The sequence below is a fragment of the Streptomyces pratensis genome (genome assembly GCF_037137275.1).
GTDB lineage: Bacteria > Actinomycetota > Actinomycetes > Streptomycetales > Streptomycetaceae > Streptomyces > Streptomyces pratensis_B.
On record NZ_JBBBEN010000062.1, the window covers coordinates 48,578 to 63,195 of the forward strand.

The window sequence follows — 14,618 nt, forward strand, 5'->3', positions numbered from 1 at the left end:
CGGCAGACTTGACCGGACTCCAGGGGTCCGGCGCCCGAGGCCGGGCTCCACAGCGAAGGATGGGTATGCCGACCACACCAGCCACCGCGACGCACAGCTCGTCGAACGGCCCCGCAGAAGCGATCATGCTCGAACTGGTCGATGAGAACGGCACCACCACCGGCACCGCGGAGAAGCTGGCGGCCCACCAGCCCCCCGGGCAGCTGCACCGCGCCTTCTCGGTGTTCCTCTTCGACGAGCGGGGGCGGCTCCTGCTCCAGCGCCGGGCTCTCGGCAAGTACCACTCCCCCGGTGTCTGGTCGAACACCTGCTGCGGGCATCCGTACCCGGGCGAGGCCCCGTTCGCGGCCGCCGCCCGGCGTACGCATGAGGAGCTGGGGCTCTCGCCGTCACTGCTGGCGGAGGCGGGAACAGTGCGCTACAACCACCCGGACCCGGTGTCGGGCCTGGTGGAGCAGGAGTTCAACCACCTGTTCGTGGGCCTGGCGCAGCACGAACCGGAGCCGGACCCCGAGGAGGTCGGCGAGACGGCGTTCGTCACGGCCTCGGAGCTGGCGGAGCGGCACGCCCAGGGGGCGTTCTCCGCGTGGTTCATGACGGTGCTGGACGCGGCGCGGCCGGCGATCCGCGAGCTGACAGGCCCCTCCTCCGGCTGGTGAGGCGCGGCCGGGCGGCGTACGGGGGTCACAGCCGCGTCTTCAGCGGCAGCGTCGCCCAGACGGCCTTCCCGCCGCTCGCGGTGTGCTCGACGTCGCAGGCGCCCCCCGCCTCCTCTGTGATCACTTTGACCAGGTGCAGCCCCCGGCCGCCGGTCTGCGCGCAGTCGGTCTCCAGCGCGGTGGGGCGGTAGGGATGGCTGTCCTCGACCGACACTCTGACCCGGTCGGCGGCGACGGCCACCTCCACCGCCAGCTCGGGCGACAGCAGTGCCGCGTGTCTGACGGCGTTGGTGACCAGCTCGGAGAGGATCAGGAGCAGGCCCTGGAGGACCTCGTCCTCGACCGGAACACCCTGTCGGCCCAGGAGATCGCGTACGGCGTGCCGGGCGCGGGGCACGGAGGCGTCCACGGAGGGGGCGGTGAAGCGCCAGACCCCTTCGTACGAAGCGGGATCGGAGGGGGCACTCCCGGGGCTCTCCATCGTCCGCACCAGCTCTCACTCGTCCTGCACTGACTGTCGAGTAAAGAGTGTTGGGAGTGTCCTGGTCCCTCCCGTGCCACTGACCGGAAGTAGCCCGGTATCGCTGCTGTTCGACTGAGGTTGCCCGCCTTTGCCAGTCTGCGGACTACTTCTGCTCTTCTTCTGGAGGCTTGCTCAGCGGGTCCGTGGTCGGAGCCTCCTCATCGAGCCGTTCCGAGACCATGCCGACGATGCGTCGGCCGCCGACGCCGATGGCGATCAGGCCGAGCCCGTCGAACAGCAGGGCCAGCGAGAAGAAGCAGCCCAGCACGTAGAGACTGCTGTGCGGCCAGTCGAACAGGACCAGCAGTCCCAGCAGCAGCCCGAAAGCCCCTTGCAGCAGCGTCCACCCCATCTGCGGACCCCGTACGACGACGCTGCCGACCAGCCGGAAGACCCCACCGGTCAGGAAGAGCAGCGCGGCGAACATGGTCAGCGCCTCGGCCGTGCCCTCGGGGTGCCGGATGACGACGACGCCCGCGGCGAGGTTGAGCGCGGCGACCACGACGCCCAGCCAGAAGTAGCTCGTGCCCCGCGACTCGACCGCGTGCAGCAGCCCGACGAGGCCGCCGACGAGCAGAAGCCAGCCGAAGAGGAGCATCGAGGTGAGGGTGGCGACGCCGGTGTACACGAGGCCGGTCACGCCCGCGATCACCAGCAACGCGCCGAGAAGCGTCAGCCGGCCGAAACCGCGGCTGAGCTTTCGGCCCTCGGAGGTGGATGCGTCCATCGACGACTCCTCACGGTGCGTGTCCGCTCGACCCCTTCTTGATCATAGGTTCGAACCGGGCGGATAGCATCCGGCGCATGGACCGTACGGAACCCCGGCTGCTCTTCTCCGTCGAGCGCGGCGTCGCCACCGTCGTGATCTCCCACCCCGCCAGGCGGAACGCGATGACCCCGGTGATGTGGCGGAGTCTGCCGGAGCTGCTGGAGCGGCTGGCCGCCGACCCGGCGGTCCGGGTGCTGGTGCTGACGGGGGCCGGGGACACCTTCTGCGCCGGGGCCGACATCTCCGCGCTGCGGGAGGGCGCCGACGAGGCCCGGGGCCTGGCGGGCGCGGCAGAGGAGGCTCTCGCCGCGTTTCCCCGGCCGACGCTGGCCGCGGTGCGCGGCTACTGCGTGGGCGGCGGCAGCCAGCTCGCGGCCGCCTGCGATCTTCGGTTCGCGGAGGAGGGCTCCGCCTTCGGCGTCACCCCGGCCAAGCTCGGCATCGTCTACCCCTCCTCCGCGACCCGGCGCCTGGTCGCCCTCGTCGGCCCGGCGACGGCGAAGCACCTGTTGTTCTCCGGCGAGCTGATCGGCACGGAGCGGGCGCTGCGCACCGGGCTGGTCGACGAGGTGCTCCCCATGGGCGGGCTGGACCGGCGCGTCGAGGAGTACGCGCAGGTGCTCGCGTCCCGGTCCCAGCTGACGCAGGCGGCGGCGAAGGAGTTCACCGCGGGCCGCACGGACCGGGACGCGCACTGGGCCGGCGAGGCGCTCGCCGCCGACGAGGCCGCGGAAGGCGTCGCCGCGTTCCTGGAGCGGCGCGCCCCGCGGTTCCCCTACACCACGGGGCCTACCGGCTGACGTGGCGGCTCTTGGCCCGCCACTCCTGGACGAGGGCGGCCGGGGCCTTCTCGGGCGACCCGCAGTCGTAGGGCGGCTGCGGGTCGTACTCGGTGAGCAGCTGCACCGAGCGCGCGGCGTCGTCGCCCGCGATCCGGCCGAGCAGGGTCAGCCCCATGTCGATGCCGGAGGAGACCCCGGCGGCGGTGACGTACTTGCCGTCGAGGACGACGCGTTCCCCGGTCGGCTCGGCGCCGAACCTTTTCAGGGCCTCCAGGGCGAGCCAGTGCGAGGTGGCCCGCCTGCCCGTCAGCAGTCCGGCCGCCGCCAGCAGCAGCGATCCGGTGCAGACGGAGGTCGTCCAGGCTGTGGTCGCGTCCACCACCCGCAGCCAGCCCAGCAGCTCCTCGTTCTCCATCTGGTCGCCCTGGCCCGGCCCGCCGGGGACGATGACCAGATCGGGGGACGTGACCTCGGTGAGCGTCCGGTCCGCGACGAGCGCGAGGCTGCCGCTGTCGTTGCGGACGGGGCCGGTCCGCTCGGCCACGAAGACGGTCTCGGCCCCCGGGGCCCGGCTGAGGATCTCGTAGGGCCCGACCGCGTCCAGGGCGGTGAAACGGTCGAAGAGCAGGATGGCGATCTGCATGAGGAAGCCTTTCGGTCGGGTCGGTGGCGGCACGGATGTGTACCGGTGCGCAGCCCCCGCGCCCGCCCGGACGGCGGGCGCGGGGGAAAGGTCAGTCGGCTCTCGGTCCTGCCGTCGCCGGTACGGCCGAGGGCGCGAGGACGCCGAAGCGGCGGCGGTATTCGGCCGGCGCCGTCGCGAGGGCCTTCACGAAGGCGCGGCGCATGGCTTCCGGCGTGCCGTAGCCGCTGGCGCGGGCGACGCGCTCGACGCCGTCCTCGGTGTCCTCCAGGAGCCTGCGGGCGTGCTCCAGGCGCACCCGGTCGACGTACCGTCCCGGGGTCGTCCCGGTCTCCGACCGGAACGCGCGGGCGAAGTGCCGGGGCGAGAGTCGGGCGCGGGCCGCGAGCGCCTCCACTCCGAGGTCGGCGTCCGGGTGCTGGGTGATCCAGTGCTGGACCTCGCGCAGCGGTTCACGCCGGGCCGTGCGGGCGCTGAGCTGGGCGCTGAACTGGGCCTGGTTGCCCGGCCGGCGCAGGAACATCACGAGGTGGCGGGCGACGTTCAGGGCGATGTCCGGCCCGTGGTCCTCCTCGACCAGCGCGAGCGCGAGGTCGATGCCCGCGGTGACGCCCGCGGACGTGGCCAGCTTCCCGTCCCGGACGAAGATCGGTTCCGGTTCCACCCGGACGTCCGGGTAGTCGCGGGCCAACTGCTCGCAGTAGCTCCAGTGGGTGGTCGCCCGGTGGCCGTCCAGCAGGCCCGCTCGCGCGAGCAGCAGCGCCCCGGTGCACACGGACACGAGCCGCCGCGCCGACGGCGCGTGCTCCCGCAGCCAGGCGGTCAGCTCGGGCAGGGGCGCACGGGTGCCGTGGCCGCCGGGCACCAGCAGGGTGTGCGGGGCCGGCGCGTCGGCCAGGCGGCTGTCGGGCATCAGGGTCAGGCCGCCGGTGGACCGGACGGGGCCGCCGTCGAGCGAGGCGGTCCGCAGGTCGTAGGAGACGCCGGGAGACCGCGAGGCTCCGGCGAACACCTCCATCGGGCCGGTCGCGTCGAGGCTCTGGACGCCGTCGAAGAGGACGACGAGCACGGTTCGCTGCTTCACGTCCGCCATCGTGGTCGGCGGGCGGTGACGGCCGCAATGACGAGTCCCCCACCTTTCCTGCCATCCTCGCGGATCGCGGGGCGCCGCGGGGTTCCGCACCGTACCGACCAGTCGGTAACGTGCGGGTATGAGTACTCTCCCGGCCCGCGCAGGACGCCGCTGCCACAACTCCGTCAACCCGTTGCACTCGTGCCTGTTCTTCTCCCCCGACCTGGGGGCGGAGTTCGGGAAGATCGGCATCGAGGACCCGAGCGCTGCCTACTTCGCGACCCGGGCCGCCGCCCTCGGCGCGGTGGGGGCCGGGACCGTCAGCGCCACCTTCTACAACTTCAACCCCGTGCTGGTGGCCCGCCATGTGCCGGCCGTCTGGGAGACCGCCTCACCCGACGAGGCCCTCGGGGCCCGGCTGCGGGCGGCGGACTCGACGCTGCGGCGGCTGCTCGGCGAGGAGGCCATCGCCTCACAGGAGATGGCGGAGGCGGCCGGGCTGGCGCTGCGCGCCACCGAGGCCTGCACCCCGCACGCCCGCCCGCTGTACGCCGCGCACGCGGACCTGCCGGCGCCCGAAGAGCCGCACCTGGCCTTCTGGCACGCGGCGACCCTGCTGCGCGAGCACCGCGGCGACGCCCATCTCGCCGCCCTGCTCGCCGCCGGACTGGACCCGCTCGAATCGCTCGTCAGCCACACGGCCACCGGCAAGGGCATGGCCCTCCCATGGATTCTGGCCAGTCGCGGCTGGCGCCGCGCCGACTGGGACGCCGCCTGCGACCGCCTGCGGGAGCGGGGCCTGCTCGACGGGACAAACGCCCTGACCGAGGCGGGCACGGCGCTGCGCGCGGGGGTGGAGGAGGCGACCGACCGGATGGACGCCGCCCCGTACGAACATCTGGGCGCGCGGGACGTGGAGCGGCTCACCGAGCTGGCACGCGGCTTCCTGTTCACGGCGGCCGCCGCGGGCGCGTTCCCGGCAGAGGCGACCGGCCGGGGCTGAACCCGCGCCCTCCGGAGCCCCGGCGGACGCGTCGGGCCCCGGGCGGGCGCGGCCCGGGGCGGGGCGGGACCCACCGGCGTAGCCCTGGTCACGCGACACGGCCCCCGGCCGCCCGGCACAATGCAGGCGAAGGGGACGACCCCCGGTAAGAGCGTGCTCATCGCACAGCGAGCACGGCCAGCACAGCCAGTACGAGAAGGCGAGTCGGGAAAACCGTGACGACGTCCATCGAAGGCAGGATCGCCGAGGAGCTCGGCGTACGGGAACGACAGGTCGAAGCGGCCGTCGAGCTGCTCGACGGCGGATCGACCGTGCCGTTCATCGCGCGCTACCGCAAGGAGGCGACCGAGTCCCTCGACGATGCGCAGTTGCGCACGCTGGAGGAACGGCTCCGCTATCTGCGGGAGCTGGAGGAACGGCGGACGTCGATCCTCGAATCCGTGGCCGAGCAGGGCAAGCTCGACGCGGCGCTGGAGGCGAGCATCCGGGCCGCCGAGACCAAGGCGCGCTTGGAGGACATCTATCTGCCGTTCAAACCGAAGCGGCGGACGAAGGCGCAGATCGCCCGGGAGGCGGGGCTCGGACCGCTGGCGGACGGCCTGCTCCGCGACCCCTCGGCCGACCCGCTCGCGGCGGCCGCCGCCTTCGTGGACGGCGACAAGGGGGTCGTGGACGCCGCGGCGGCGCTGGAGGGCGCGCGGGCGATCCTCACCGAGCGGTTCTCCGAGGACGCCGACCTGACGGGTGAGCTGCGCGAGCGCATGTGGACCCGCGGCCGGCTGGCGGCGAAGGTGCGCGAGGGCCAGGAGGAGGCGGGGGCGAAGTACGCCGACTACTTCGACTTCGCGGAGCCGTTCACCGCGCTGCCCTCGCACCGGGTGCTCGCCCTGCTGCGCGGCGAGAAGGAGAACGTGCTCGACCTGGTCCTGGAGCCGGAGGAGCCGGAGGCCACCGGGCTCCCCGGCCCCTCGGCGTACGAGAACATGATCGCCCGCCGCTTCGGCGTGGCCGACCGGGGCCGCCCCGGTGACAGGTGGCTGGCCGACACCGTGCGCTGGGCATGGCGGACGCGCATCCAGGTGCACCTCGGCATCGATCTGCGACTGCGGCTGCGCACGGCGGCGGAGGACGAGGCGGTGCGGGTCTTCGCGTCGAACCTGCGCGATCTGCTGCTGGCCGCCCCGGCCGGGACGCGGGCCACGCTGGGGCTGGACCCCGGTTTCCGCACGGGGGTGAAGGTCGCCGTCGTCGACGCCACCGGCAAGGCAGTGGCCACCGATGTGATCCACCCGCACGTGCCCGCCAACCAGTGGGACCAGGCACTGGCCAGGCTCGCCCGTCTCGCGAAGGAGCACGCGGTCGACCTGATCGCCGTCGGCAACGGGACGGCGTCCCGTGAGACCGACAAGCTCGCCGGCGAACTGATCGACAAGTACCCCGAGTTGGAGCTGACCAAGGTGATGGTCTCGGAGGCCGGTGCTTCGGTGTACTCCGCGTCCGCGTTCGCCTCGCAGGAACTGCCCGACATGGACGTCTCGTTGCGCGGGGCGGTGTCGATCGCCCGGAGGCTCCAGGACCCGCTGGCCGAACTGGTGAAGATCGACCCGAAGTCCATCGGCGTCGGGCAGTACCAGCACGACCTGTCCGAGGTGAAGCTGTCCCGTTCGCTGGACGCGGTCGTGGAGGACTGCGTGAACGGGGTCGGCGTGGACGTCAACACCGCTTCGGCTCCCCTGCTCTCGCGGGTGTCGGGGATCAGCGCGGGGCTCGCCGAGAAGATCGTCGCGCACCGGGACGTCAACGGGCCCTTCCGGTCCCGCAGGGCGCTCAAGGACGTGCCGCGGCTGGGCCCGAAGGCGTACGAGCAGTGCGCTGGGTTCCTCCGGATTCGCGGCGGGGACGACCCGCTGGACGGCTCCAGCGTGCACCCGGAGGCGTATCCGGTGGTGCGGCGGATGGTGAGGGCCGCGGGCGGCGAGGTCGCCTCGCTCATCGGCAACACGGAGGCGCTGCGGTCGTTGCGCGCGGCGGACTTCGTGGACGACGTGTTCGGCCTGCCGACCGTGACGGACATCCTGAAGGAGCTGGAGAAGCCGGGGCGCGACCCGCGGCCGGCGTTCCGCACCGCGACCTTCAGGGAGGGCGTCGAGAAGCTCGGCGACCTGGAGCCCGGCATGGTGCTCGAAGGCGTCGTGACGAACGTGGCGGCGTTCGGCGCGTTCGTGGACATCGGCGTCCACCAGGACGGGCTGGTGCACGTCTCCGCGCTCTCGAGGACGTTCGTGAAGGACCCGCGCGACATCGTGAAGCCCGGGGACATCGTGAAGGTCAAGGTCATGGACGTCGACGTGGAGCGCAAGCGCATCTCGCTGACGCTGCGGCTGGACGACGAGCCCGGCCCGGGCGGCGGGTCCGGCGCGGGGCAGCAGGACCGCGGCGAGCGCGGCGGCCGTCCGCCGAGGCAGCGGCAGGGCCAGGGGCCCGGCGGTGGCGGCCAGGGCCGTGCGGGCGGTGAGCGTGGCCAGGGCGGCGGCCGGGACCGACGCGGCCAAGCGCCCCGGCAGGGCCAGGGCGCGGCGGCGCCGGCGAACAGCGCGATGGCGGACGCCCTGCGGCGGGCCGGCCTCGCCGATCCGGAGCGGGGCGGGCGCAAGCGCTGACGCCGGGGCGGGCGCGAGCTCCGCTTCCGACCCGGCGCCGGGCCCGGCAGGCGTGCGGCTCGGGCGGGCTGCCGGCCGGAGCGGGCGGGGGCGGACCATGTGGGACGGTCCGCCCCCGCGCGTCGTACTTCAGACTTCCTCGACCTGACCGTCCGCCACCTCGACGCGGCGGGTCGTACGGACCGCTTCCAGCATCCGCCGGTCGTGCGTGACCAGCAGCAGGGTGCCCGTGTACGTCTCCAGCGCCGCTTCCAGCTGCTCGATCGCGGGCAGGTCCAGATGGTTCGTCGGCTCGTCGAGCACCAGGAGGTTGACGCCCCTCCCCTGGAGCAGGGCGAGCGCGGCCCGGGTGCGTTCACCGGGCGACAGACTGGTCGCGGGGCGCGTCACATGGTCCGCGCGCAGGCCGAACTTGGCGAGCAGGGTGCGCACTTCGGCGGGTTCCGTGTCGGGCACCGCGGTGCAGAACGCCTCCAGCAACGACTGGGTGCCGAGGAAGAGCTTGCGGGCCTGGTCCACCTCACCGACCACGACGCCCGAACCGAGCGTCGCGTTCCCCGAGTCCAGCGGCAGCCGTTCCAGCAGGGCGGCGAGCAGCGTGGACTTGCCCGCGCCGTTGGCGCCGGTGATGGCGACCCGGTCGGCCCAGTCGATCTGGAGGGAGGCGGGGCCGAAGGAGAAGCCGCCGCGCGCCACGCAGGCGTCTCGCAGGGTCGCGACGACGGACCCGGAGCGGGGGGCGGAGGCGATCTCCATCCGCAGCTCCCACTCCTTGCGCGGTTCGTCGACGACGTCGAGGCGCTCGATCATGCGCTGCGTCTGCCGCGCCTTCGCCGCCTGCTTCTCGCTCGCCTCGCTGCGGGCGTTGCGGCCCAGCTTGTCACCGTCGGTGGCCTTGCGGCGGGCGTTCTTGACGCCCTTGTCCATCCAGGAACGCTGCATATGGCCCCGCGCTTCGAGGGCTGCCCTGCGGTCGGCGTACTCCTCGTAGCCCTCGCGTGCGTGCCGGCGAGCGGTCTCCCGCTCCTCCAGATAGGCCGCGTAGCCACCGCCGTAGAGGTTGATCTGCTGCTGGGCGAGGTCCAGTTCCAGCACCTTGGTGACCGTGCGCATCAGGAACTCTCGGTCGTGGCTGATGACGACGGTCCCGGCGCGCAGCCCCGACACGAAGCGCTCCAGCCGCTCCAGTCCGTCGAGGTCGAGGTCGTTGGTGGGCTCGTCGAGCAGGAAGACGTCGTAGCGGGAGAGCAGCAGGGAGGCGAGGCCGGCGCGGGCCGCCTGGCCTCCGGAGAGCGCGGTCATGGGCCGGTCGAGGCCCACGGTCAGGCCCAGCTCCGCGGCGACCTGCCCAGCCCGCTCCTCCAGGTCCGCGCCGCCGAGGGCGAGCCAGCGCTCCAGGGACTCGGAGTACGCGTCGTCCGCGCCCGGGGCCCCTTCGACCAGGGCCTCCGTCGCCTCGTCCATGGCGCGCTGGGCGTCGGCGACTCCGGTGCGGCGGGCCAGGAAGGCGGCCACCGTCTCACCGTCGCGGCGCTCCGGCTCCTGTGGGAGGTGGCCGACGGCTGCGGAGGGCGGGGAGAGCCGCAGCTCGCCCTCCTCGGGGCGGTCCAGTCCGGCGAGCAGACGGAGCAGGGAGGATTTTCCGGCGCCGTTGACTCCGACGAGACCGATCACGTCACCGGGGGCGACGACGAGGTCGAGTCCGGCGAAGAGGGTGCGGTCGCCGTGTCCGGCGGCGAGGTCCTTGGCGACGAGGGTGGCAGTCATCAGGGAGCCGATTCTAAGGGGCGCCGGGCGGGCCCGGCTCCGTGGGAAGGGGGCGCGGTGCGGCCCCGCGACGGCGCGGGGTGCTCGTGCCGCGGGCTCTCCGCTAGCGTCCGTTCCGGGCCCGGCGCCCGCGGAGGACGGGCGCGCCCCGAGGGGACGGAGTGGTCGTGGTGACGGAGGTGATCGTGGTGGGCGGCGGGGTCGCCGGGCTCACCACCGCCGTGACGCTGGCGGAGCGCGGCCTGCGGGTGCGCGTGTGGTCGCGCGATCCGGCGGGGGCGACGACCTCCGCGGTCGCGGGGGCGCTGTGGTGGCCGTACCGGATCGAGCCGGCGGAGCGGGTCGGCGGCTGGTCACTGGAGACGCTGGAGGTGTACGAGGGGCTGGCGGACGCGCCACGGGAGACCGGGGTCCGGCGGGTGCCCGGGCTGCACGGCGGTGAGCGGTTCGCGGCGCTCGGGCCCTGGGCGGCGGAGCTGGAGGGTGCGGTGGAGACAGCCGAGGGGCTGCGGGTGACGCTGCCGCTGCTGGACATGCCGGTCCACCTGGCGTGGCTGGAGCGGCGTCTCCTGGCGGCGGGCGGCGCGGTGGAGCGGCGGGCGGTGACGGGGTTCGGCGAGGTGGCGGCGCGGGGCCGGGCGGTGGTGAACTGCACGGGGCTCGGGGCGCGCGAGCTGGTGCCCGACCCCGGTGTGCGGCCGGTGCGCGGGCAGTTGGTCGTGGTGGAGAACCCGGGGATCGAGGAGTGGTTCACCCGGGCCGATCCGGCGTCGGCCGCGACGACGTACTTCTTCCCGCAGCCGGGCCGGCTGGTGCTGGGCGGCACGGCAGAGGCCGACGATCCGCGCACGGAGGCCGATCCGGTGACGGCCCGGGAGATAGTGGCGCGGTGTGCGCGGGTGCGGCCGGAGATCGCCGGGGCCCGGGTGCTCGGGCACCGGGTGGGGCTGCGGCCGGTGCGGGAGGCCGGGGTCCGTATCGAGGCGGAGACGTTGCCGGGCGGCGGGCTGCTGGTGCACAACTACGGGCACGGGGGCGCGGGGGTGACCGTGGCCTGGGGGTGCGCGCGGGCGGCTGCGGCGCTGGTGGACCGGGGGCCGGGCTGAGCCTTCACACGAAGGGCCGGGACCGGGCGAACGCTGCCCCGACACGGGCGGGCCCGGCCGGAGCGCCGCGGGGCCCGCGACCNACCGACCGGTGGTCGCGGGCCCCGGGGCCGGCGTCGGCCGGCCGGTCAGTCGGCGGCGCGCTTGTCGAGGGAGGCGGAGACGGGAGCGGTGGGCTCCGGTGTCGGGCGCTCGTCGGTCGCGACCGGCGTGCCGCCCGGGCCGATGCGGATCTCGAAGTCGCCGTCGTACTTGGAGTGCCCCTCGATCACCGCGGACTCGACCGCTTCCACGCCGAACTCCTGGCGAACGATCTGCGGGTCCTTGCGCAGATCCCGCATCAGGGCCACGCACATGCCGATCATCACGAGGGTGAAGGGCGCGGCGACCAGAATGGTGAGGTTCTGCAGCCCGGCCAGCGCGTTGTTCTCGCCGTCCCCGATGAGCAGCATGATCGCGGCCACGGCTCCGGTCACGACACCCCAGAAGACGACCATCCACTTGCCCGGTTCGAGGACGCCCTTCTGGGAGAGCGTGCCCATGACGATGGAGGCGGCGTCCGCGCCGGAGACGAAGAAGATGCCGACGAGGACCATCACCAGGATGCTCGTCACGGTGGCGATCGGGAACTCCTGGAGGACGCCGAAGAGCTGTGCCTCCGGGGTGTCGGCGCCGGCGAGCCGGCCCGCCTCGTCCAGCTTCATGGCCGAACCGCCGAAGACGGCGAACCAGACCAGGCTGACGGTGCTGGGCACCAGGATCACACCGCCGACGAACTGACGGATCGTGCGGCCGCGGCTGATCCGTGCGATGAACATCCCGACGAAGGGCGTCCAGGAGATCCACCAGGCCCAGTAGAAGACCGTCCAGCTGCCGAGCCAGTCGGCCACGTCACCGCCGCCGGTCGCCTCCGTGCGGCCGGCCAGCTGCCCCAAGTCGCTGAGATAGGCGCCGAGGGAGGTGGGCAGCAGGTCGAGCATGATGATCGTGGGTCCGGCGACGAAGACGAACAGAACGAGGAACAGCGCCAGCACCATGTTGGTGTTGGAGAGCCACTGGATTCCCTTCTCGACCCCGGAGACCGCGGAGGCGACGAAGCAGACGGTCAGTGCCGCGATGATGGCGACGAGGAGCCCGGTGCCGGCCTTCTCCATCCAGCCCAGCTCCTGGAAGCCGCTGCCGATCTGGAGTGCGCCGAGGCCCAGCGAGGCCGCCGAGCCGAACAACGTCGCGAAGATGGCCAGGATATCGATGAAGCGTCCGAAGCCGCCGTAGGCGTGGCGCCTGCCGATCAGCGGCTCGAAGACCGCGCTGATCGTCTGCCGCCTGCGCTTGCGGTAGGCGCTGTACGCGATGGCGAGACCGACCACCGCGTAGATCGCCCACGGGTGCAGCGTCCAGTGGAAGAGAGTGGTGGCCATCGCCGTCTGCATGGCCTCGGCCGAGCCGGCCGGGTCGGTGCCGGGCGGCGGCGTGCGGTAGTGGGCGAGGGGCTCGCTCACGCCCCAGAACATCAACCCGATCCCCATGCCGGCGCTGAACATCATCGCGACCCAGGAAATGGTCCGGAACTCCGGCTTCTCACCCTCCTGGCCGAGGGATATCGTCCCGTAGCGGCTGACTGCGAGCCAGAGGGCGAAGATGACGAAGCCGGAGGCGGCGAGCATGAAGCCCCAGCCGCCGTTGTGGATGAGACCGTTGAGAAGCTTCCCGGACGCGTTCTCCAGGGATTCGGTGGCCGTGGCGCCCCATACGACGAAGGCGAGGGTGAGGACCGCGGTGACGCCGAACACCACGCGGTCGGTGGTGGGGGCCTTGGCATTGACCGGTTCAGGGGGGAGGTCCGCCGTGACCGGCAGTCCCCCCCGCCCGGCCGTCGTCTGATGGTCCTGGGACACGAGTGGCACCTTTCAACGAATACGGAAGAACACTCCGCGGGCAGCTCCTTGTATGCCCCGGAACTCCAAGAATCAACAATTGTCATCGATTTGACCGCTTGTCACGTGATATGACGCACGGTGGTCGAGGAGGAGAGGGACGAGCCGACGGGCGGACTGGCGCAAGGGCACGTACGCGCCACCGGCGCCGCCCTCGTGGAGCCGGGCGCTGACGCCGTGCAGGGCCAGTACGTCCTTGACGTCGGCGTACTGGGCCGCGTCGAGCCGGTAGCCGCACGGCGGGTCGGCGATGGTCTCGGCGGCCTCCGCCGGCTCGTCGTCCGCCCCGCCGAGGCGGACGGGCCCCCGGTCCGCCGGCCCGGTCAGGCGCGAGGACGCGGTGGCCCGGCGGAGCCGGGCGCGCTGTTGCTCGGTGAATTCGAACAGGCCGCCGATGGCCGTCCGCTGGGAGTGGACCCTGCGGAGGCGGTTGAGCGCGGGGTCCGCCCTCTCCGCGTCGCTCAGGGCGTCGGCTCTCGACTCGACGAGCAGGCCGACGGCGTGTTTGAGGCCGGAGGCGTTGCGCAGGACGCGTTCCTGCCCACCCCCCGCGGTCCGCTTGACGGGCTCGCCGGTGGCCGGATCGGTCCAGACGCCGTAGGGGCCGCTGCGGTACCCGGCCGCCGCGGCCGCGGCCTGGACGTAACGCTCCGCGAGGTCCCGGGAGGCGCTGTGGACCCGGTGGTCGACGTTCGTGTTCCGCGGCCACAGGACGAGCAGGTCCTTGTCGTAGTAGGGCGGGGTCGCACGGTACTCGTGCAGGTCGTAGACCACGTCCGGCCGTTCGTCGCGCATCACGGCGGCGATGGCCCGCGCCTCCGCGGTCCTCAGGGCGATGTGGTCGCGGTTCACGTCGACGCCCTCCGCGTTGCCCCGGGTGTTCGCGGCCCGTCCGTCGGGGTTGGCCGTGGGCAGCACCAGCAGGTTCGTGCGGGCCAGGAAGGCGCTCGTGGCTCGGTCCTCGGCGAACGCCAGGTCGCGCACGGTCGTCAGACACGCTTCGCGCCCTGCGGGCTCGTCCCCGTGCTGGCCGCAGACCAGCAGCACCGTGGTCGCGACGGGGCCCGGCCGGCCGGTACGCACCAGATGGAGGGGGCGGCCCCTCGCGGTCGTGCCGATCCGCTCCAGCGACACCCGGTCGCTCCCCCGGCCCACCGCGGCGAGGAAGGACCGTTCCTCTGCCTCCCCGGTCCAGCGGTCTCCGCCGCTCGTCTCGAACCCGGTGCGGGGCGGGCGGTACGCGGCCTCTGCGGGCGCGATGGCGAACGGGAGGGCCAGCGAGACGAGGGCCGCCGCCACGGCCGTCCGGCGGGCCGCTTTCGTGCCCCGGGTCAGCGGCGAGGAATCCGAGCGGTCGGCGCCCTGGACCGGAGCGAGCCATGGGTGCGGGCTGAGCGCGCGCAGCGCGCGAGCGGTCATCAGCGGCTGCCTCCCGGGGCGTGCGGGGCGGGCACCGTGGTGGTCCGCCGGCCTGTCGGTGTGTGCGGACGTTACCCCGGTGAACTCCCGTACGACAGGGGGGCGATCAAGGTCTTCGGTGACGGCGGTACGGTGATCGTCGGGCGGGGCGCCCTTGACGCCCCGCCCCGCCCGGCCGCTCGGCCCCGTCGCGGCCGGCCGCGGGATCGCGGCGCGACGGGGGGCCGGCGGCACGGGCGGGGGCCGGCGCGCCGGGCGGCCTTGGGCAGGGGCCCGGG

General features: G+C 73.4%; 12 protein-coding genes. 5 read left to right on the forward strand and 7 right to left on the reverse strand.

From position 1 onward, the window contains the following. The first annotated feature begins 65 nt into the window (after window positions 1–65). Entirely contained in the window at window positions 66–659 is a 594-nt protein-coding gene (gene idi / locus V9U70_RS04680; protein ID WP_336673156.1) for an isopentenyl-diphosphate Delta-isomerase, read from the forward strand. Between the two features lie 25 nt (window positions 660–684). On the opposite strand, the gene V9U70_RS04685 is transcribed toward idi, so the two are convergent. Both V9U70_RS04685 and V9U70_RS04690 read right to left on the reverse strand, forming a co-directional pair. After that, window positions 685–1,140: an ATP-binding protein gene (locus V9U70_RS04685; RefSeq protein WP_336673157.1), complete on the reverse strand. Its 456-nt coding sequence runs from the start codon at window positions 1,138–1,140 to the stop codon at window positions 685–687. A gap of 145 nt (window positions 1,141–1,285) precedes the next feature. Further along, window positions 1,286–1,909, reverse strand: a complete 624-nt coding sequence (locus tag V9U70_RS04690; RefSeq protein ID WP_336673158.1) for an HdeD family acid-resistance protein — start codon at window positions 1,907–1,909, stop codon at window positions 1,286–1,288. A 77-nt stretch (window positions 1,910–1,986) separates the two neighbouring features. Here V9U70_RS04690 and V9U70_RS04695 point away from each other — a divergent pair, with 77 nt between their 5' ends. Next, complete coding sequence (locus tag V9U70_RS04695; RefSeq protein WP_336673159.1) at window positions 1,987–2,751, forward strand: enoyl-CoA hydratase/isomerase family protein; 765 nt, start codon at window positions 1,987–1,989, stop codon at window positions 2,749–2,751. Here the strand turns inward: V9U70_RS04695 and V9U70_RS04700 are convergent. Together V9U70_RS04700 and V9U70_RS04705 are read right to left on the reverse strand one after the other, a co-directional pair. Further along, window positions 2,741–3,376: a DJ-1/PfpI family protein gene (locus V9U70_RS04700; RefSeq protein WP_336673160.1), complete on the reverse strand. Its 636-nt coding sequence runs from the start codon at window positions 3,374–3,376 to the stop codon at window positions 2,741–2,743. The genes V9U70_RS04695 and V9U70_RS04700 overlap by 11 nt on opposite strands. A 91-nt stretch (window positions 3,377–3,467) precedes the next feature. Beyond that, window positions 3,468–4,460 (reverse strand): GlxA family transcriptional regulator, encoded by a 993-nt coding sequence (locus tag V9U70_RS04705; protein ID WP_419723931.1) that lies wholly within the window; start codon window positions 4,458–4,460, stop codon window positions 3,468–3,470. A 127-nt stretch (window positions 4,461–4,587) separates the two neighbouring features. Between V9U70_RS04705 and V9U70_RS04710 the strand changes: the two genes are divergently transcribed. Together V9U70_RS04710 and V9U70_RS04715 are read left to right on the forward strand one after the other, a co-directional pair. After that, window positions 4,588–5,451, forward strand: a complete 864-nt coding sequence (locus V9U70_RS04710) for an SCO6745 family protein (protein ID WP_336673162.1) — start codon at window positions 4,588–4,590, stop codon at window positions 5,449–5,451. A gap of 215 nt (window positions 5,452–5,666) precedes the next feature. Next, window positions 5,667–8,111 (forward strand): Tex family protein, encoded by a 2,445-nt coding sequence (locus V9U70_RS04715; protein ID WP_336673163.1) that lies wholly within the window; start codon window positions 5,667–5,669, stop codon window positions 8,109–8,111. 129 nt (window positions 8,112–8,240) lie between these two features. On the opposite strand, the gene V9U70_RS04720 is transcribed toward V9U70_RS04715, so the two are convergent. Next, window positions 8,241–9,878 carry an ABC-F family ATP-binding cassette domain-containing protein gene (locus V9U70_RS04720; protein WP_336673164.1) on the reverse strand — a complete coding sequence of 546 codons (1,638 nt, stop codon included), beginning with the start codon at window positions 9,876–9,878 and terminating at the stop codon, window positions 8,241–8,243. 170 nt (window positions 9,879–10,048) lie between these two features. On the opposite strand from V9U70_RS04720, the gene V9U70_RS04725 reads away from it, so the two are divergent. Further along, window positions 10,049–10,984 (forward strand): FAD-dependent oxidoreductase, encoded by a 936-nt coding sequence (locus V9U70_RS04725; RefSeq protein ID WP_419723936.1) that lies wholly within the window; start codon window positions 10,049–10,051, stop codon window positions 10,982–10,984. Window positions 10,985–11,112: 128 nt separating this feature from the next. On the opposite strand, the gene V9U70_RS04730 is transcribed toward V9U70_RS04725, so the two are convergent. Continuing rightward, window positions 11,113–12,882 carry a BCCT family transporter gene (locus V9U70_RS04730; protein WP_336673166.1) on the reverse strand — a complete coding sequence of 590 codons (1,770 nt, stop codon included), beginning with the start codon at window positions 12,880–12,882 and terminating at the stop codon, window positions 11,113–11,115. A gap of 72 nt (window positions 12,883–12,954) precedes the next feature. Further along, the gene (locus V9U70_RS04735; RefSeq protein ID WP_336673167.1) at window positions 12,955–14,340 is read right to left on the reverse strand and encodes a M14 family metallopeptidase; all 1,386 of its coding nucleotides are present in this window, start codon (window positions 14,338–14,340) and stop codon (window positions 12,955–12,957) included. Window positions 14,341–14,618 lie beyond the last annotated feature (278 nt).